Consider the following 17,609-nt stretch of genomic DNA (forward strand, 5'->3'; position numbering starts at 1 on the left):
TCGCCAAAACAGTGAACAGCCCCTACTGGGCCCCTACTTGTCGATGTCCCCGACTACTTGTCGATGTCCCCGACCACGAAGAACAACGACCCCAGGATCGCCACCATGTCCGCCACCAGCGTCCCCGGCAGCAGCACCGCGAGCGCCTGGATGTTGTTGTAGGACGCCGAGCGCAGCTTCAGCCGGTACGGGGTCTTCTCGCCCTTGCTGACGAGGTAGTAGCCGTTGATGCCGAGCGGGTTCTCGGTCCATGCGTACGTGTGCCCCTCGGGCGCCTTCAGGACCTTCGGGAGCCGCTGGTTGATCGGCCCGGGCTCCAGTCCGGCGAGCCGGTCGAGGCAGGCGTCCGCGAGGTCGAGCGCGTTGTGGGTCTGCTCCAGGAGCACCTCGAAGCGGGCGAGGCAGTCTCCCTCCTGGCGTGTGACGACCTTCAGGGTGTCCTGGAGTTCGCCGTACGCGAGGTACGGCTCGTCGCGCCGCAGGTCGAAGTCGACGCCCGAGGCGCGCGCGATGGGCCCGCTCACTCCGTAGGCGTGCACGGCCTCCGCCGACAGCTCGCCCACCCCACGCGTGCGGCCCCGGAAGATCTCGTTGCCGAGCACCAGGTCGTCGAAGCGGTCCATCCGGGAGCGCACCGCGGCGACGGCCTCACGCGCGCGTGCCGTCCAGCCCAACGGGACGTCCTCCTTGAGGCCGCCCACGCGGTTGAACATGTAGTGCATGCGCCCGCCGGAAACCTCCTCCATGACGTTCTGGAGGACCTCGCGCTCCCGGAACGCGTAGAACACCGGGGTGATGCCGCCGAGTTCGAGGGGGTACGACCCCAGGAACATCAGGTGGTTGAGCACCCGGTTCAGCTCGGCGAGCAGCGTGCGCGTCCACACCGCGCGCGGGGGCACCTCCATGCCGAGCATGCGCTCCACCGCGAGGACGACGCCCAGCTCGTTCGAGAAGGCCGACAGCCAGTCGTGGCGGTTGGCGAGCATGATGATCTGGCGGTAGTCGCGCGCCTCGAAGAGCTTCTCGGCGCCGCGGTGCATATAGCCGATCACCGGCTCCGCGTGCTGGATGCGCTCGCCGTCCAGGACGAGCCGCAGCCGCAGCACACCGTGCGTGGAGGGGTGCTGGGGGCCGATGTTGAGCACCATGTCGGTGCTCTCCGCGGCGCCGCCGATCCCGACCATGGTCTCCGTCGTGGGAGTCATGGACACAGTCTCTCGTACGTACGCTTGCGGCATGGAAACGGGGACTGCCACGCAGGACGACGCGGCGCGCGAGCCGGTGTGGACCGGGCTGCCGCCGGGGCTGCTGAAGATGCGACGGCTGTTGCTGGTGGTGTGGCTGGGGCTGCTGACCGTGGTCCTGGGCGTGCTCCTGAACCTGTTCGCGGGGCCCGCCTGGGCGGCGTTCGCGCTGCTGCCGCTCGCCCTCATCGCGTGGGGCTGGGTGCTGCTGGGCCGCAACTGGCGCTCCTGGAGGTACGCCGAGCGCGCCGACGACCTGCTGATCAGCAGGGGTGTGCTGTGGCACCACGAGACGATCGTGCCGTACGGGCGGATGCAGCTCGTGGAGGTGACCTCGGGGCCCGTGGAGCGGCACTTCGGGCTGGCCAGCGTGCAGTTGCACACGGCGGCCGCGGCGACCGACGCGACCATCCCGGGGCTCGTCCCGGCCGAGGCCGAACGGCTGCGCGACCGGCTCACCGAGCTGGGCGAGGCCCGATCGGCGGGGCTGTGACGACGCCGGGCGCCGACAAGGACGTACCCGAGGCGATCGAGGGCATCGAGGCCACCGAGGTCGTACGGATGCAAGTGCCGCTCGTGGAGCGGCGGTTGCATCCGGTGACGCCGTTGCGGCGGGCGTGGGCGCCGGTCGCCGTCATCATCGGGTGGGCGGTGCACGACCCCAACCAGGCGCAGGAGCAGCTGACCCGGCTGACCACGGTCACGCTGCTCATCGGGCTCGCCGTGTTCGTCCCGGCCGCCGCTCTGTACGGCTTTCTCACCTGGTGGTTCACGCACTTCGCGGTGACCGACACCGAACTGCGCATCCGTACCGGGCTGTTGTTCCGGCGCACCGCGCACATCCGGCTGGAGCGCATCCAGGCCGTCGACGTGACACAGCCCCTCCTCGCGCGCGTGGCGGGCGTCGCCAAGCTGAAGCTGGACGTCGTAGGGACCGACAAGAAGGACGAACTCGCCTTCCTGGGAGAGGGCGAGGCGCGGGCGCTGCGGGCCGAACTCCTCGCGCGGGCGGCCGGGTTCGCGCCCGAGACCGCGCACGAGGTCGGCGAGGCGCCCTCAAGGCAGCTGCTGCACGTGCCGGCCGGTGTCCTCGCGGTGTCCCTGGTCCTGACCGCCGCCACCTGGGTGTCGCTGGCCGCCGCACTCGTCGTACCGCCACTCCTGTGGTTCGCCACCCACAGCGTGTGGACGGTCCTCGCGACCGCGCTGCCGCTGCTGGGCGCGGCGGGCGCGAGCAGCGTGGGGCGGTTCGTCGGGGAGTACGACTGGACGGTGGGCGAGTCCCCGGACGGGCTGCGCATCGACCACGGGCTGCTGGACCGCACGCACGAGACGGTGCCCCCGGGACGGGTGCAGACCGTGCGGATCGTGGAACCGCTGCTGTGGCGGCGGCGCGGCTGGGTGCGGGTGGAGCTGGACGTGGCCGGGTCGTCCAACTCCGTTCTGGTGCCGGTCGCCCCGCGCGAGATCGCCGAGTCGGTCGTCGCGCGCGTGCTTCCCGGCGTGACCGTGCCGCCACGCGAGGCGCTGTCCCGCCCGCCGCGACGGGCCGGCCGCTGCGTGCCGCTGTGGTGGCGCGGCTACGGCCTCGCGGTCACCGACACGGTGTTCGCGGCCCGGCACGGACTGCTCCGCCGCAGCCTGGCGCTGGTGCCGCACGCGAAGGTGCAGAGCGTACGGCTCACGCAAGGGCCCTGGGAGCGCTTCTGGCGGCTTGCCGAGGTCCATGTGGACACCGGGGCGAACAAGACCGTCACAGCGCGTCTGCGGGACGCGGAGGAGGCCGCGGAGCTGCTCAGGGGGCAGGCCGAGCGGTCACGGACGGGCCGCCGGGACGCCCGCCCGGACCGCTGGATGGCCTGACGTCACGTCAGGACCCGTTCAGGAAGCGGCGCTGCGCAGGCCGTGGAGGTTGATCTGCTCGGTCTCGTCGTGTGCCGTCAGGTCGATGATCTGGCCGACACCGACATCGCGCGACCGCTCGTCGGCGGGCTTGAACTGCCCCTCCGCCTCCGCCTTGTGCACGGCGAGGGCCTCCTGGCCCACGACGTCGGCGAGATCCTCGTTCTGTACGGCGTCCATCGCGGCGGTCGTCGCCCCCTTCTGCATACCGAAGAAGTCGAACCCGCCCTCGATCATCGGCCGCCGTACGGGAGACGCCGGTACGACGGCCACTGCGGTCGGCACGGTGAAGTGCCCCGACGGGTGCGCGGACTGGGGCAGTTGGGCGGACTGCGCGGCCGGGGGAACGGCGGCCGCGTGCTCATGCCCGTCGACCGCCTCGGGCTTCCCCTCCGCCTCGTCCTCCTGCGCGGCCTCCGAGTCGGCACCGCCGCTGTCGGCCGGCACCGGGGCGGGCCGGGCCCGCCCGGTGTCCTTCGACGCGAGGTTCTTGGGCGCAAGGTTCTTGGGCGCAAGGTTCTTCGGCGCGGGGACGTTCGGCTCGGGGTCCTGGGGCTCCGTGTCCTTCGGCGCGGAATCCTGAGGCTCGGGCGCCGGGGTCTCACCGTCGTCGTCGAGCCGGACCAGCGCGGCCTTGGCCCGCAGGAACAGCTTGGACCCCTCCGGGGAGAACACCGTGGACTCCGCGGGCTTCTCCGCGACGGGCTCCTTGACGGCCTCGACCGCCTCGGACTCCTCGTCCTCGGTCTCACCCTCGGCGTCCGTCTCGTCCGCGGAGTCGACCGAAGCAGCCACAGCCTCGGTGTCGTCCGTCGCGACCTCGTCGTCCTGGAGCTCCAGGTCCGCGTGGGCGTCCACGTCCGCCGAGGCGTCGCCGTCGCCGTCCACCGCGACCGGTGGCAACGCGCGCGTGGGTTCCGCGGCCTCTATCTCCAGCAGGCGGCGGCCCTCCAGGGCGCTCGCGCGCTCGGTCTCCGCCGTGGCGTACCGGCGCAGCAGGGCCGCGTGTTCGTTGCGCAGGCCCGCCAGCTCCGTGCGCTTGGCGCGCAGCTTGTGCTCCAGCTTGACGCGGAGTTCGCGCGACTCGTCGAGGTCGGACTCGAGTTCGGCGAGCCGCTCCTCGTAGCGCCATTCGTCGCTCGTACGCGCGCGTATCAGGTCGGCGACCTGCTTGCCCGCCTGTGTGTCCCAGCGGCGCATGAACGCCGCGCCGACGAGCGCGGTCGCGGCGGCGATGGCCGCGACTATGCGCAGCGCGGCCGGTTGCGAGAAGACCCAGGGCCCGAAGGCGCAGACGAGCGACACGCCTGCGATCGCCGAGGGGGGCAACAACCGGTGCAACGGCGGGGAATGGCGGTGACGTCCACGTGGCATGGCCAGAAACTTACCGCGCGTAGGCGAATGATGGTGCCCCGCGCGGTAAAAACACAGTGACCCCTATTCCCTCACACGGGTTCGGCGGTCACTTTCACCCGTCGGAGAGCCGCCCGCCGATCCACTGGAGAGCCGCCGGGATCTCCCGTCGCCAGGTGTTGAAGTTGTGCCCGCCGCTGTCCAGGATGATCGACGCGATACGGGTGGAGTTGTTGGCCCGCACCCGGTCGATGAATTTCAGGGTGTCTTTGTAGTTGTGTTCCCCGATCTTGCTGCTCGTGACGAGCAGTGAGGTGTCGGGCGCGGGCCGGTGCTTGAGGTACCACCACAGGTCCGCCTCGTTGCGCAGCGTCCCGTTCCCCTGGAAGAGGTCGCCCGTGGTGGGGTCGCTCGGCGCCTTGTAGTAGGGCGAGAGGCCCGCGCCCGCCGCGTACACCCCGGGGTGGTGCATCGCGAGTTTCAGGGCGCAGTAACCGCCCGTGGAATCGCCGATGATTCCCCAGCTCCCGGGCTTTTTGCCCACCCTGTAGTGGGCCAGTACGGCATCGGGCAGGTCCTTGGCGAAGAACGACTCGGTCTGCGGCCCGCCGGGGACGTCGACGCACTCCGTGTCGCGCGGCGGCGCCACCGTGGGCCGCATCATCACCAGGATCATCGGCCGCATTCGCCCCTTCTTGGTCAACTCCAGGGCCGTACGCGGGTAGTTCAATTTGTCGACGAGTGCCTTGGCAGTGCCCGGGTACCCCGTGAGGACGACCGTGGCGGGGAATGTGCGCGTGCGGTACCGCGGCTGGAAGTACTCCGGCGGCAGGTAGACGTAGGCGGGGGTGGCGATATGCGTCGTACGGCCCACTATCTCGACCCGCTGCACCTGGCCCACGCTCTGCGGCAGAGAAGCGCCGCCCGGTGCGTCCACCCGCCGGGTCTCGACCACATGGAGCGGTCCGCCGGCGCCCTGGAGCGCCGTGTGGTCGACGACGACGCCCTGGTCGGTCTCCTTGCCGAACAGGTCGGCCCAGCTGGCGTAGAACCCGAAGGCCTGGTTGGCTCCGAGGCCGACCGAGACGAAGAGCGCCAACTGCGTTGCCAGCAGCAGGCCCACGCGTCCGCTGACGGCCCGCCAGTTGCGTCTGGCCAGGCGCGGCCACAGCCATACTGTGCCGATGAACAGCAGCACGGCGCACACGACCGCCAGTACCAGCACTTTCCTGCTCGTGAGTCCCATCAGCTGTCCCCGCCTGCGCTTCCCGCCCATGGCGCACGCAAGTTTCGCGCACGCTTGCCCCGGGCTTTCCTCTGCCTTTGAACCGGCTTTTCGGTAAGGAAGGAACCTCCTTCCTCTAGACACCGTCCTAGAGGGCGCAATGTCGCCGGATGCCCGAATCGGGCCCGGATCCAAGGTCTCTCGCAGAACTACGGGATGCGATGTCTGTCAGGATAGATGGGGAAATGTCGGGTGGGGTTCCGAGCCGTTCAGGCCGAGTCCGGCGCATAGTCCGAGGTCCGCGCCCCGAGGTCGTTCCCACGCTCGTCGCCAGGGCCTGCGCCCTGGTCGGCCTGCTGGACATCGCCGCGGGGGTGTTCCCGCGCTTCCGGCACAGCCGTATGCACACCATGGCGGAGGTGCTGCCGGGCGCGCTCGGCCCCTTCGCCGCGGCGCTCTCGCTCAGCGCCGGCGTGCTGTTGCTGCTCCTGGCGCACGGGCTCAGGCGCCGCAAGCGCCGGGCCTGGCGGGCCGCGGTCGCGCTGCTGCCGGCGGGCGCGGTGGCGCAGTTCGCGTACCGGCACTCGCTCATAGGAGTGGTCATCTCGGCCGCGCTGCTCGCGCCGCTGCTGATGCACCGGGACGAGTTCCGGGCGCTGCCCGACCCGCGCAGCAGGTGGCGCGCGCTCGCCAACTTCGTGCTCATGGGCGCCGGTTCCCTCGTCCTCGGACTGGTCATCGTCAGCGTCCACTCCAAGCGCATGGTCGGCGACCCGAGCCTGGCCGATCGGATTACGCACGTCCTGTACGGCCTGATCGGCTTCGAGGGCCCGGTCGACTACGAGGGCAGCACCTCCTGGACGGTCGCCTTCTCGCTCGGCGCCCTGGGGCTGCTCACCGCCGTGACGACGATCTACCTCGCGTTCCGGCCCGAACACCCGGCCGCGCGCCTCACCCCGGAGGACGAGACGCAGTTGCGTGCCCTCCTGGAGAAGCACGGCCGACGCGACTCGCTCGGTCACTTCGCGCTGCGCCGCGACAAGGCCGTCGTCTTCTCGCCCAGCGGCAAGGCGGCGGTGACGTACCGCGTCGTCTCCGGGGTGATGCTCGCCAGTGGTGACCCGATCGGTGACGTGGAGGCCTGGCCGGGCGCCATCGAGCGGTTCATGGACGAGGCGAAGGCCCACTCCTGGACGCCCGCGGTCATGGGCTGCTCCGAGACGGGTGGCGAGGTGTGGACCCGCGAGACCGGCCTCGACGCCCTCGAACTCGGCGACGAGGCGGTGGTCGACGCGGCGGATTTCTCACTCGCCGGGCGCGCGATGCGCAACGTACGCCAAATGGTGAAGCGCATCGAGCGGGCCGGCTACGAAACCCGGGTACGGCGTGTACGTGACCTCGGCGAGGGCGAGTTGGAGCGGATCCGGCTCGCCGCGGAGGCCTGGCGGGGCACCGACACCGAGCGCGGCTTCTCCATGGCGCTCGGCCGTATCGGCGACCCGGAGGACGGCGACTGCTTCATCGCCACCGCCCACAAGGCGGACGAACAGCCGGGCGAGTACGGCGACTTGAAGGCGATCCTGCACTTCGTGCCCTGGGGCACGGACGGCATGTCCCTGGACCTGATGCGCCGCGACCGCGCGGCGGACCCGGGAATGAACGAGCTACTGATCGTGGCCTCCCTCCAGGCGGCACCGAAGCTCGGCATCACGCGCGTGTCGCTCAACTTCGCCATGTTCCGCGCGGCACTCGCGCGGGGCGAGAAGATCGGCGCGGGCCCGGTACTGCGCGCCTGGCGCGGACTGCTGGTCTTCCTGTCCCGCTGGTTCCAGATCGAGTCCCTGTACAAGTTCAACGCGAAGTTCCAGCCCCGCTGGGAACCCCGCTTCGTCGTCTACCGCGCCTCGGGCGACCTCCCCCGCATCGGCTTCGCCGCGATGCAGGCAGAGGGCTTCGTCAACCTCGCCCTCCCCCTGCCCCGCTTCCTCCGCCGCCGCACGGCCACGGCCCCGGCCTGCACCCACGGCCTGGCAGAACGGGACGCACGCGCGGCCTGACCAACGGCCCCGTTCCGGGCGGAAACCTCAGCTCCGGCTGGGGGTACCGCCCGGGCCGGGCCGGGCCGGAGGTCCCCACCCGCCCGACCCGGAGGCCTTCACCCGGACCACGGGGCGCTACGGCGACGGACACGCTCCGGTCCGCCAAAGGTCGCGCCGGACGACCACGGCAAAGGCCGACGCCCGCCGACAGGCGCTCCAAGGTCGCAAGCACGTACGGCACAGCCGAGCACCACCACCGCCAAGACGGGCCGCCACCGAACGGTCCACGGCCGAGCGCCCACTCACCGGCTCCCGCACCCCTCCCCCTGCCGACCAGCCCCCTTCCACCCGGCCCGCAGGGCCATACCCCCTCGCTCTGGGCCTAGGCTGAACGTATGAGCAAGCAGAGCGGACGCGCGCGCGTCACGGGTCTTCCGGAGTGGGACCGGTGCGCGGTCATGGGAGTCGTGAACGTCACCCCCGACTCCTTCTCCGACGGCGGCCGCTTCTTCGACACCACGGCCGCCGTCAAGCGCGGCCTGGACCTGGTCACCGAGGGCGCCGACCTGGTGGACGTCGGCGGTGAGTCCACCCGCCCCGGCGCCTCCCGCGTCGACGAGGCCGAGGAACTCAAGCGCGTCATCCCCGTAGTGCGCGGCCTCGCCTCCGAGGGCGTCACCGTCTCCGTCGACACCATGCGCGCCTCCGTCGCCGAGCGGGCCCTCGCCGCCGGCGCCGCCCTCGTCAACGACGTCAGCGGCGGCCTCGCCGACCCCGCGATGATCCCGGTCGTCGCCGCCTCGGACGCCCCCTTCGTGGTCATGCACTGGCGCGGCTTCCTGGAGGGCGGCAACGTCAAGGGCGTCTACGACGACGTCGTCACCGAGGTCGTCGACGAACTGCACGCACGCGTGGAGGCCGTTCTGGCCGGCGGTGTCGCCCCCGACCGCGTCGTCGTCGACCCGGGCCTCGGCTTCTCCAAGGACGCCGAGCACGACCTCGTCCTCCTGGCCCACCTCGACCGCCTGCTCGCCCTCGGCCACCCCCTCCTGGTCGCCGCCTCCCGCAAACGGTTCCTCGGCCGCGTCCTCGCGGGCCCCGAGGGAGCGCCCCCGCCCGCGCGCGAGCGCGACGCCGCCACGGCCGCCGTCTCCGCGCTCGCCGCGCACGCCGGCGCGTGGGCGGTGCGCGTCCACGAGGTCCGCGCCACCGCCGACGCCGTACGCGTCGCCCGCGCCGTCGAGGGAGCGCGCGCCCCCGGCGCCCGACCTGCCGCGCACACCAACTCCGAGGCCGCCCTGTGACCGCCCCGCACACCGACGTCGAGCAGGTGGAACTCGCCAACACCGCGTTCTACGAGACCCTGGAGCGCGGCGACTTCGACGAACTGTCCGCGCTCTGGCTGACCCCAGCCGACCTCGGCGTCGACGAGGAGTACCACGACCCGGCGGACAGCGGCGTGATCTCCTGCGTGCACCCGGGCTGGCCGGTGCTGACCGGCCGCGGCGAGGTTCTCAGGTCGTACGCGCTGATCATGGCGAACACCGAGTACATCCAGTTCTTCCTCACCGACGTGCACGTCTCGGTGACCGGCGACACCGCGCTGGTCACCTGCACGGAGAACATCCTCAGCGGCGGCCCCTCCCCCGACGACAGCGACGAACTGGGCCCACTGGTCGGCCAGCTCGTGGTCGCCACGAACGTGTTCCGGCGCACCCCCGAGGGCTGGAAGCTCTGGTCGCACCACGCGTCCCCCGTTCTGGCCGAAAACGACGAGGACGAGGGCGAGGACACCCCCACCTGAGTGGGTAGGCGCCCCCCGAGGAGAACCCGCCCGACACCCTTCGGCCGCCCTTCCGCCCCCGTTCGGGTCCCGTCGCAACCCGTCGGGACCAAGAAGTGGTTGGAATCACGAACCCCGGGGTAGGGGCGGCTACCGACCCATGAGCCACCGGGTTCCCCAGAGGAAACGCACGATGAATCCTCCGGCCCCGGACAGTGCCCGCGTCCTCGTGGCCCGGCATTGTCAGTGCCCGCAGGTAGATTCGTTCGAGGCCGGGGTACCGCCCGCACACGGTACGAACCAGCCACCACCGACGATTGCAGGAGTGATTCGCGTGGATCGTGTCGCGCTGAGCGGCCTGAAGGCCCGCGGGCACCACGGCGTGTTCCCCAAGGAGCGCGAAGAGGGCCAGACCTTCATCGTGGACCTCGTCCTGGGCCTGGACACCCGGCCGGCCGCCGCCGACGACGACCTGACGAAGACCGTGCACTACGGCATCGTGGCCGAAGAGGTCGTGGCCGTCGTCCAGGGCGAGCCCGTCAACCTCATCGAGACCCTCGCCGAGCGCATCGCGCAGACCTGCCTGAAGCACGAAGGGGTCGAGGAGGTCGAGGTCCGCGTCCACAAGCCGGACGCCCCGATCACCGTCCCCTTCGACGACGTGACCGTCACCATCACCCGGAGCCGAGTATGACCTTCTCGTTCACCGAGGGTCACAGCGACCCGACCGTCCAGCCGGTGCCCGCCTCCGTGGTGCAGCAGGTGGACGCCGCCGACACCACGCTCAGCAACCCGAGGCGCGCCGTGATCTCCATCGGCGCGAACCTGGGCAACCGCCTGGAGACCCTCCAGGGAGCCATCGACGCCCTGGAGGACACCCCCGGGGTCCGCATCAAGGCCGTATCGCCGGTCTACGAGACGGAGCCGTGGGGCGTCGACCCCGGCAGCCAGCCCTCGTACTTCAACGCGGTCGTCGTCCTCAAGACCACCCTGCCCCCGTCCTCCCTGCTGGAGCGGGCACACGCGGTCGAGGAGGCCTTCCACCGGGTCCGCGAGGAGCGCTGGGGAGCGCGCACGATCGACGTCGACATCGTCGCGTACGCCGACGTCGTCTCGGACGACCCGGTCCTGACGCTCCCCCACCCGCGCGCCCACGAGCGGGCCTTCGTGCTCGCCCCATGGCACGACGTGGAACCCGAGGCGCAGTTGCCCGGCCGCGGCCCGGTGGCCACTCTCCTCGACACCGTCACACGTGACGGCGTAGCGCCCCGCAAGGATCTGGAACTCCGGCTGCCCGAGTAGTCGTTAAGGTCGAGACGACCACTACGCCCGGACTGGGCACGGGGAGCTGAAGGAACACCGTGAGAGAGCTGCGGATCAGGGTGCTGGCCGGCGTGTTCGTGATCGCCGGAGTGCTGTCCTGGGCGGGGGCCCGGCTGTGGAGCGCGGTGGGGACCCTGCCGAGCGTCCCGCTGGCCGCGCCCATCGTCCTCGCCGTGATCGCCGTGGTCCTGCTGGCCACGGCGCTCTCCCTGCGCGCCCGCCTCAAGGCCCAGCGCGAGCGCCGCCCCGGCGCCAAGGGCGTCGACCCCCTGATGGCCGCCCGCGCGGTCGTCTTCGGCCAGTCCAGCGCCCTGGTGGCCGCCCTCGTCGCCGGCATGTACGGCGGCACGGGCGCCTACCTCCTGGAGTCCCTGGACATCCCCGCCCGCCGCGACCAGGCCATCTACGCCGGCTTCTCGGTCCTGGCAGGCATCGCGGTAATAGCGGCCGCGATCTTCTTGGAGCGCGTCTGCAAGCTCCCGGAGGACGACGACAACAATGCGGCAGGGGCAACCCCGGTCACCTGAGAGTGCCCTCAAGCGAGGGCGCCCCAAAGGGGCGCGGGGCAGTGTCGATTTGCGGCTGCGCCGCGTGGGCGCGACCAGCCACGGTGCCGGAGCGACCCCGGTCACCTGAGCGCCCTGAAGGGGCGCGGGGAACTGCGCGCCCAGCCACAACGGACCCGCACCCGACAGACGACCCGCCCGGTCCTTCCAGCGAAGCGAACCGTCAGCGAGCCATGATCAGACTCATCGCCTCGTTACGAGTAGCCGGATCCCGCAACTGCCCCCGCACCGCAGACGTGATGGTCTTGGCGCCAGGCTTCCGCACCCCCCGCATCGACATGCACATGTGCTCGCACTCAACAACGACGATGACACCGCGCGGCTCCAGAATCTCCATCAGGGAGTCCGCGACCTGCGTGGTCAGCCGTTCCTGCACCTGCGGCCGCCGCGCATAGACATCCACCAACCGAGCCAGCTTCGACAACCCGGTGATCTTCCCGTCGGCGGACGGGATGTACCCGACATGGGCGACACCCACGAACGGCACCAGATGGTGCTCACAGTTGCTGAGCACCTCGATGTCCTTCACCAGGACCATCTCGTCGTGCCCCAGATCGAACGTCGTCGTCAGCACATCCTCGGGCTTCTGCCACAACCCCGCGAATATCTCCTTGTACGCCCGCGCCACCCGCGCCGGCGTCTCCCTGAGCCCCTCCCGGTCCGGGTCCTCCCCGACCGCGATCAGCAGTTCGCGTACGGCGTTCTCGGCGCGCTTCTCGTCGAAGACGCCGATCTCTCCCTCGCCGTCCAGCGTCACGGGGTCGGTCATGTCGGTGCCTCGTTCCTGTGCGGGTCGCGCGTGTGCGGACACACGCCTCAGTTGCGGGCATATGGAAAAGCCGCGCCCCCCAGGCTAAATCCAGGGGGGCGCGGCTTCCATTTCGAGCCGTGTGAGACGCGCGTCAGTTCTCGGGGCGCTCCTCCGGGGCCTTCTCCAGCGTGGGAGAGGACTCGGCGGTCGCACCGGCGGTGATCGCGGGACCCGCGCCGTTCGAACCGTTCGTCAGTGAGAGCTCCTTGGGGGAGAGCACCGGCGGGCGGGTGGACGGCGTACGGCGGGAGGAGCCGGTCCAGGAGGGACGGGCCGGACGCCGGATGATCGGAGTGAAGACCTCGGCGATCTGCTCCTTGTTCAGCGTTTCCTTCTCCAGCAGCTGGAGCACGAGCGCGTCGAGCACGTCACGGTTCTCGACCAGGATCTCCCAGGCCTCGTTGTGCGCGTTCTCGATGAGCTTCTTGACCTCTTCGTCGACGAGCGCGGCGACCTCTTCCGAGTAGTCACGCGGGTGCGACATCTCCCGGCCCAGGAAGGGCTCGGTGTTGTCGCCGCCGAACTTGATCGCGCCGAGGCGCTCGGTCATGCCGTACTGCGTGACCATCGCGCGGGCCGTCGCGGTGGCCTTCTCGATGTCGTTCGCGGCGCCCGTGGTCGGGTCGTGGAAGACCAGTTCCTCGGCCGCGCGACCGCCCAGCATGTAGGCCAGCTGGTCGAGCATCTCGTTGCGCGTGGTCGAGTACTTGTCCTCTTCCGGCAGGACCATGGTGTAGCCCAGAGCACGGCCTCGGGAGAGGATCGTGATCTTGTGCACCGGGTCGGAGTTGGGAGAAGCCGCCGCGACCAGGGCGTGTCCGCCCTCGTGGTACGCGGTGATCTTCTTCTCCTTGTCCGACATGATCCGGGTCCGCTTCTGCGGGCCCGCGACCACACGGTCGATCGCCTCGTCCAGCATGAAGTTGTCGATCAGCTTGCGGTTGCCTCGGGCGGTGAGCAGGGCGGCCTCGTTGAGGACGTTGCTCAGGTCCGCGCCGGTGAAGCCCGGCGTACGGCGCGCGACGGCCGACAGATCGACGTCCGGTGCGACCGGCTTGCCCTTCTGGTGAACTTTGAGGATCTCCAGACGGCCCTGCATGTCCGGGCGGTCGACCGCGATCTGGCGGTCGAAGCGGCCGGGGCGCAGGAGGGCCGGGTCGAGGATGTCGGGCCGGTTCGTCGCGGCGATGAGGATCACGCCGCCCTTGACGTCGAAGCCGTCCATCTCGACGAGCAGCTGGTTCAGCGTCTGCTCGCGCTCGTCGTGTCCACCGCCGAGGCCGGCGCCGCGATGGCGGCCGACCGCGTCGATCTCGTCGACGAAGACGATCGCCGGGGCGTTCGCCTTGGCCTGCTCGAACAGGTCACGGACTCGGGAGGCACCGACACCGACGAACATCTCGACGAAGTCGGAACCGGAGATCGAGTAGAAGGGCACCCCGGCCTCGCCTGCGACGGCGCGCGCCAGCAGGGTCTTGCCGGTGCCGGGAGGGCCGTACAGGAGTACGCCCTTGGGGATCTTCGCGCCGACGGCCTGGAACTTCGCCGGCTCCTGGAGGAACTCCTTGATCTCGTGCAGTTCCTCGACGGCCTCGTCGGAGCCCGCGACGTCCGCGAACGTCGTCTTCGGGGTGTCCTTGGTGATGAGCTTGGCCTTGGACTTCCCGAAGTTCATGACTCGGGAGCCGCCGCCCTGCATCTGGTTCATCAGGAACAGGAAGACGACCACGATGAGGACGAAGGGGAGCAGGGACAACAGAATCCCGACGAAAGCGTTCTGCTTCGTCGGAGAGACCGTGTAACCGTCCGGAATCTGCTTGTCCTGGAACTTGGTCTGCAGCGTGGCCGCGAGGTCCACGCCTTGATCGCCGATGTAGCTCGCCTGGATCTTGGAGCTGCCGTCGACCTTTACGCCGTCCTTGAGCGTGGCCTTGACAGTCTGCTCGTCGCCGGTGGTGATCTTGGCCGACTCGACCTTGTTGTCATTGATCGCCTGGACGATCTGGCCGGTGTCCACCGTCTTGTAGCCGCCGGACGAGCCGACGACCTGCATCAACACGACCACGGCAAGGACGGCCAGCACGATCCACATGACCGGCCCACGGAAGTATCGCTTCACGTCCATCCATACGGAGCGAGAACGCTCCGTCCCTCCTGCCATAGTGAGTTTGATAAAGACAGTTCTTCTGACCGTACCCCAGCCATGTTGCCCGAAGTCTCACGGGACGGCTGGGAGACGCGTCTGCATGCTCCAACGGCGCGAAACCCGCTGGGGTTCCCGATCGTCTTACAGGGCTTGGGCCGAGTGGCTCTAGCCGCCGTAGACGTGCGGCGCGAGCGTACCGACGAACGGCAGGTTGCGGTACTTCTCCGCGTAGTCGAGGCCGTATCCGACGACGAACTCGTTCGGGATGTCGAAGCCGACCCACTCCACGTCGATGGCGACCTTGGCCGCCTCCGGCTTGCGCAGCAGGGTGCAGATCTTCAACGAGTCGGGCTCACGCGAGCCGAGGTTGGAGATCAGCCAGGACAGCGTCAGACCGGAGTCGATGATGTCCTCGACGATGAGGACGTGCTTGCCCTTGATGTCGGTGTCGAGGTCCTTGAGGATCCGCACGACACCGGAGGACTGTGTGCCCGCGCCGTACGACGACACGGCCATCCAGTCCATGGTGACGGGGGTGGACAGCGCCCGGGCGAGGTCCGCCATGACCATCACCGCGCCCTTGAGGACGCCGACGATCAGCAGATCCTTGCCCGCGTACTCCGCGTCGATCTTCGCGGCGAGCTCCACGAGCTTCGCGTCGATCTCTTCCTTGGTGATGAGCACCGACTGGAGGTCGTCACCCATGTCTTTCGCGTCCACCCGCATCACTTTCGGTCGTCCAACCGGCTACTACCTGGCCCCTCCCCCGGAGGCCCGGAGGGGGTGTCGATTCAGCCTTGCCGAATCACCAGTCTGCCACCCTGGCGCTGGGCGACGACCTTGCCCGGGAGATTGATGGCTCCCTGACCGCGCCAGCCGGTGATCAGGCGGTCGACTTCCTCGATGTGCCGGGCGAACAGCGAACCGGCCGGGGCGCCCGCCTTGATGGCCGCGCGGCGCAGGATGCGGCGGCGCACGGCGGGCGGCAGGGCGTAGAGCTTGGCGCACTCCAGGAGGCCGGTGGCGTCCCGTACGGAGGCCTCGGCCTGGCTGGCCCAGGTGTCGAGGGCGTCGGCGTCGTCCCGGGACAGCTGCGCCGTACGGGCCAGTGCCTCTACGACCCCTTTGCCGAGCGCCTTCTCCAGGGCGGGCAGGCCCTCGTGGCGCAGCCGGGAACGTGTGTACGCGGGGTCGGCGTTGTGCGGGTCGTCCCAGACGGGCAGCGACTGGACCATGCAGGCCTTGCGGGCGGTCTGCCGGTCGAGTTGCAGGAAGGGGCGGCGGTAACGGCCGTCGGCCCCCGAGACCGCGGCCATCCCGGACAGGGAGCGGATGCCCGAGCCGCGGGCGAGGCCCAGCAGGACGGTTTCCGCCTGGTCGTCGCGCGTGTGGCCGAGCAGGACGGCGGCGGCGCCGTGCCGGGCGGCGCAGGCGTCGAGGGCGGCGTAGCGGGCGTCCCGGGCGGCTGCCTCGGGGCCGCCCTCGCGGCCCACGGTCACTGAAGTTGCTTCTACGGGGTCCAGGCCCAGTTCGCGCAGGCGCAGGACGACTTCGTCGGCGCGCAGGTCGGAGCCGGCCTGGAGGCCGTGGTCGACGGTGATGCCGCCGGCCCTGATGCCCAGCTTGGGGGCTTCGAAGGCGAGGGCGGAGGCGAGGGCCATGGAATCGGCGCCGCCGGAGCATGCGACGAGCACGAGCGGCGAGGGCGGGCGCTCGTGCGAGGTGTGCCGGGAGGCGCCGGCGGTCTGCAGGGCCTCGTGGTCGGTGAGGATGTCGTGGAGGACGCGGCGGACCGCCAGGCGTATCGCCGCGACCGCAGGATGGGGACCCATGTCCGGTTCCCTTCATGAAGTTTTCGGGGGGTTGGCCCGAGGTTCGGTCACTCAGAGTGTGTAGATGGTGACAGAACCGGGGCGTTCCCCGAGCATCGCACGCCTACCCATCGCTCACGGTCCCTCGGACGGGTGATTGCAGGGGCGTTCGCCTGCCGTCGGCCGAATCCGTTTCACCACATCCGCGACCGGTTCACGACTCGGCCTTGCGATGCACCCGCGCGACCCAGTCCGCCGGTTTGGCGATCTCCGTCTTCGTAGGCAACGTGTTCGGGGAGGTCCACACGCGGTTGAAGCCGTCCATGCCCACCTGTTCGACGACCGCGCGTACGAACCGCTCGCCGTCCCGGTACTGCCGCAGCTTGGCGTCGAGGCCGAGCAGCTTGCGCAGCGCCGAGTCCAGCCGGGAGGCGCCCTTCGCGCGGCGCTGCTGGAACTTCTCGCGGATCTCCGCGACGCTCGGCACCACGTCCGGGCCGACGCCGTCCATCACGAAGTCGGCGTGCCCCTCCAGGAGGGACATCACGGCGGTGAGCCGCCCGAGGATCTCCCGCTGCGCGGGAGTCTGCACGATCTCCACGAGGGAGCGGCCCTCGTCGTCCTCCTCGCCCTCGGGCCGCCCGCCCGCCAGCGACTGGGCGGCCTCCCGGATGCGCTCCAGGACGGTCATGGGGTCGACCTCGGTCTCCCCCAAGAACGACTGGATCTCGCCCTCCAGGTGGTCACGCAGCCAGGGCACGGCCGTGAACTGCGTGCGGTGCGTCTCCTCGTGCAGGCACACCCACAGGCGGAAGTCGTGCGGTTCTACGTCGAGTTCGCGCTCCACGTGCACGATGTTCGGCGCGACCAGCAGCAGCCGCCCGCCCTTCGCACCCGCCGGCAACTCGCGGGACGCCGGGGCGAACGTCTCGTACTGCCCGAGCACACGCGAGGACAGGAACGACAGCAGCATGCCCAGCTCGACGCCGGTCACCTTGCCGCCGACCGCGCCGAAAACGGCGCCCCCTGGAGTGTTGCTGCGCCGCTCCTGCATCTTGTCGAGCAGCGGCTTGAGGACCTCCCGGAACCCGGCGACGTTCGCCCGCACCCAGCCGGGGCGGTCGACGACCAGGATCGGGGTGTCGTGGATGTCGTCCGTACCCATCCGGGTGAAACCCCGGACGTGTTGCTCCGAGGCCTTCGCATGCCGGCGCAGCTCCGCGACGACGGCCCGGGCCTCGTCACGGCTCACCTCGGGGCCCGGCCGCACAAGTCGGGTCGCGGTCGCCACCGCGAGATTCCAGTCGACCATCTCGGCACCACCGATGCTCGTCATGCGTCAACCGTACGTGAGCGCTGCCGCTTGAGGCAGGCCGCGAGCGTCGGTCAGGTGAGCGCCTGTTTGA

General features: G+C 70.2%; 16 protein-coding genes. 8 read left to right on the top strand and 8 right to left on the bottom strand.

Annotation, left to right across the window (positions count from 1 at the left end; genetic code table 11):
* Nucleotides 1-53: 53 nt before the first annotated feature.
* Complete coding sequence (locus tag SPR02S_RS48305; protein ID WP_026151570.1) at nt 54-1,205, bottom strand: NADH-quinone oxidoreductase subunit D; 1,152 nt, start codon at nt 1,203-1,205, stop codon at nt 54-56.
* Between the two features lie 31 nt (nt 1,206-1,236).
* Between SPR02S_RS48305 and SPR02S_RS48310 the strand changes: the two genes are divergently transcribed.
* On the top strand, nt 1,237-1,737 hold the full coding sequence (locus tag SPR02S_RS48310; protein WP_026151571.1) for a PH domain-containing protein: 501 nt from the start codon (nt 1,237-1,239) through the stop codon (nt 1,735-1,737).
* On the top strand, nt 1,734-3,107 hold the full coding sequence (locus tag SPR02S_RS48315; protein ID WP_019064267.1) for a PH domain-containing protein: 1,374 nt from the start codon (nt 1,734-1,736) through the stop codon (nt 3,105-3,107). The genes SPR02S_RS48310 and SPR02S_RS48315 overlap by 4 nt, the downstream gene beginning before the upstream one ends.
* Before the next feature lie 18 nt (nt 3,108-3,125).
* On the opposite strand, the gene SPR02S_RS48320 is transcribed toward SPR02S_RS48315, so the two are convergent.
* Together SPR02S_RS48320 and SPR02S_RS48325 are read right to left on the bottom strand one after the other, a co-directional pair.
* On the bottom strand, nt 3,126-4,520 hold the full coding sequence (locus SPR02S_RS48320) for a hypothetical protein (protein WP_169389455.1): 1,395 nt from the start codon (nt 4,518-4,520) through the stop codon (nt 3,126-3,128).
* 94 nt (nt 4,521-4,614) lie between these two features.
* The gene (locus tag SPR02S_RS48325) at nt 4,615-5,745 is read right to left on the bottom strand and encodes an alpha/beta hydrolase (protein ID WP_026151573.1); all 1,131 of its coding nucleotides are present in this window, start codon (nt 5,743-5,745) and stop codon (nt 4,615-4,617) included.
* A gap of 224 nt (nt 5,746-5,969) precedes the next feature.
* Between SPR02S_RS48325 and SPR02S_RS48330 the strand changes: the two genes are divergently transcribed.
* The 6 genes from SPR02S_RS48330 to SPR02S_RS48355 all read left to right on the top strand — a co-directional run bounded on the left by SPR02S_RS48330 (nt 5,970) and on the right by SPR02S_RS48355 (nt 11,396).
* Nucleotides 5,970-7,781, top strand: coding sequence for a phosphatidylglycerol lysyltransferase domain-containing protein (locus SPR02S_RS48330; RefSeq protein ID WP_019064270.1), 1,812 nt, complete (start codon nt 5,970-5,972; stop codon nt 7,779-7,781).
* A 377-nt stretch (nt 7,782-8,158) separates the two neighbouring features.
* Nucleotides 8,159-9,067 (top strand): dihydropteroate synthase, encoded by a 909-nt coding sequence (folP, locus tag SPR02S_RS48335; RefSeq protein ID WP_019064271.1) that lies wholly within the window; start codon nt 8,159-8,161, stop codon nt 9,065-9,067.
* Nucleotides 9,064-9,567 carry a nuclear transport factor 2 family protein gene (locus SPR02S_RS48340; RefSeq protein WP_019064272.1) on the top strand — a complete coding sequence of 168 codons (504 nt, stop codon included), beginning with the start codon at nt 9,064-9,066 and terminating at the stop codon, nt 9,565-9,567. The genes folP and SPR02S_RS48340 overlap by 4 nt, the downstream gene beginning before the upstream one ends.
* A 313-nt stretch (nt 9,568-9,880) precedes the next feature.
* Nucleotides 9,881-10,240: a dihydroneopterin aldolase gene (gene folB / locus SPR02S_RS48345; RefSeq protein WP_019064273.1), complete on the top strand. Its 360-nt coding sequence runs from the start codon at nt 9,881-9,883 to the stop codon at nt 10,238-10,240.
* The gene (gene folK, locus SPR02S_RS48350; RefSeq protein ID WP_019064274.1) at nt 10,237-10,848 is read left to right on the top strand and encodes a 2-amino-4-hydroxy-6-hydroxymethyldihydropteridine diphosphokinase; all 612 of its coding nucleotides are present in this window, start codon (nt 10,237-10,239) and stop codon (nt 10,846-10,848) included. The genes folB and folK overlap by 4 nt, the downstream gene beginning before the upstream one ends.
* Nucleotides 10,849-10,907: 59 nt before the next feature.
* On the top strand, nt 10,908-11,396 hold the full coding sequence (locus SPR02S_RS48355; protein WP_019064275.1) for a DUF3180 domain-containing protein: 489 nt from the start codon (nt 10,908-10,910) through the stop codon (nt 11,394-11,396).
* 202 nt (nt 11,397-11,598) lie between these two features.
* Here SPR02S_RS48355 and folE read toward each other — a convergent pair whose 3' ends face one another.
* The 5 genes from folE to SPR02S_RS48380 form a co-directional block, all read right to left on the bottom strand.
* Nucleotides 11,599-12,204: a GTP cyclohydrolase I FolE gene (folE, locus tag SPR02S_RS48360; protein ID WP_019064276.1), complete on the bottom strand. Its 606-nt coding sequence runs from the start codon at nt 12,202-12,204 to the stop codon at nt 11,599-11,601.
* Nucleotides 12,205-12,337: 133 nt separating this feature from the next.
* Nucleotides 12,338-14,371, bottom strand: a complete 2,034-nt coding sequence (gene ftsH, locus SPR02S_RS48365; RefSeq protein WP_019064277.1) for an ATP-dependent zinc metalloprotease FtsH — start codon at nt 14,369-14,371, stop codon at nt 12,338-12,340.
* Between the two features lie 186 nt (nt 14,372-14,557).
* The gene (hpt, locus tag SPR02S_RS48370; RefSeq protein WP_019064278.1) at nt 14,558-15,118 is read right to left on the bottom strand and encodes a hypoxanthine phosphoribosyltransferase; all 561 of its coding nucleotides are present in this window, start codon (nt 15,116-15,118) and stop codon (nt 14,558-14,560) included.
* A 65-nt stretch (nt 15,119-15,183) separates the two neighbouring features.
* Entirely contained in the window at nt 15,184-16,224 is a 1,041-nt protein-coding gene (gene tilS, locus SPR02S_RS48375; protein ID WP_019064279.1) for a tRNA lysidine(34) synthetase TilS, read from the bottom strand.
* A 193-nt stretch (nt 16,225-16,417) separates the two neighbouring features.
* On the bottom strand, nt 16,418-17,539 hold the full coding sequence (locus SPR02S_RS48380) for an Rv3626c family coenzyme F420 biosynthesis-associated protein (protein ID WP_019064280.1): 1,122 nt from the start codon (nt 17,537-17,539) through the stop codon (nt 16,418-16,420).
* Between the last annotated feature and the right edge of the window lie 70 nt (nt 17,540-17,609).

The sequence above is a fragment of the Streptomyces prunicolor NBRC 13075 genome, assembly GCF_000367365.1.
Classification (GTDB): domain Bacteria; phylum Actinomycetota; class Actinomycetes; order Streptomycetales; family Streptomycetaceae; genus Streptomyces; species Streptomyces prunicolor.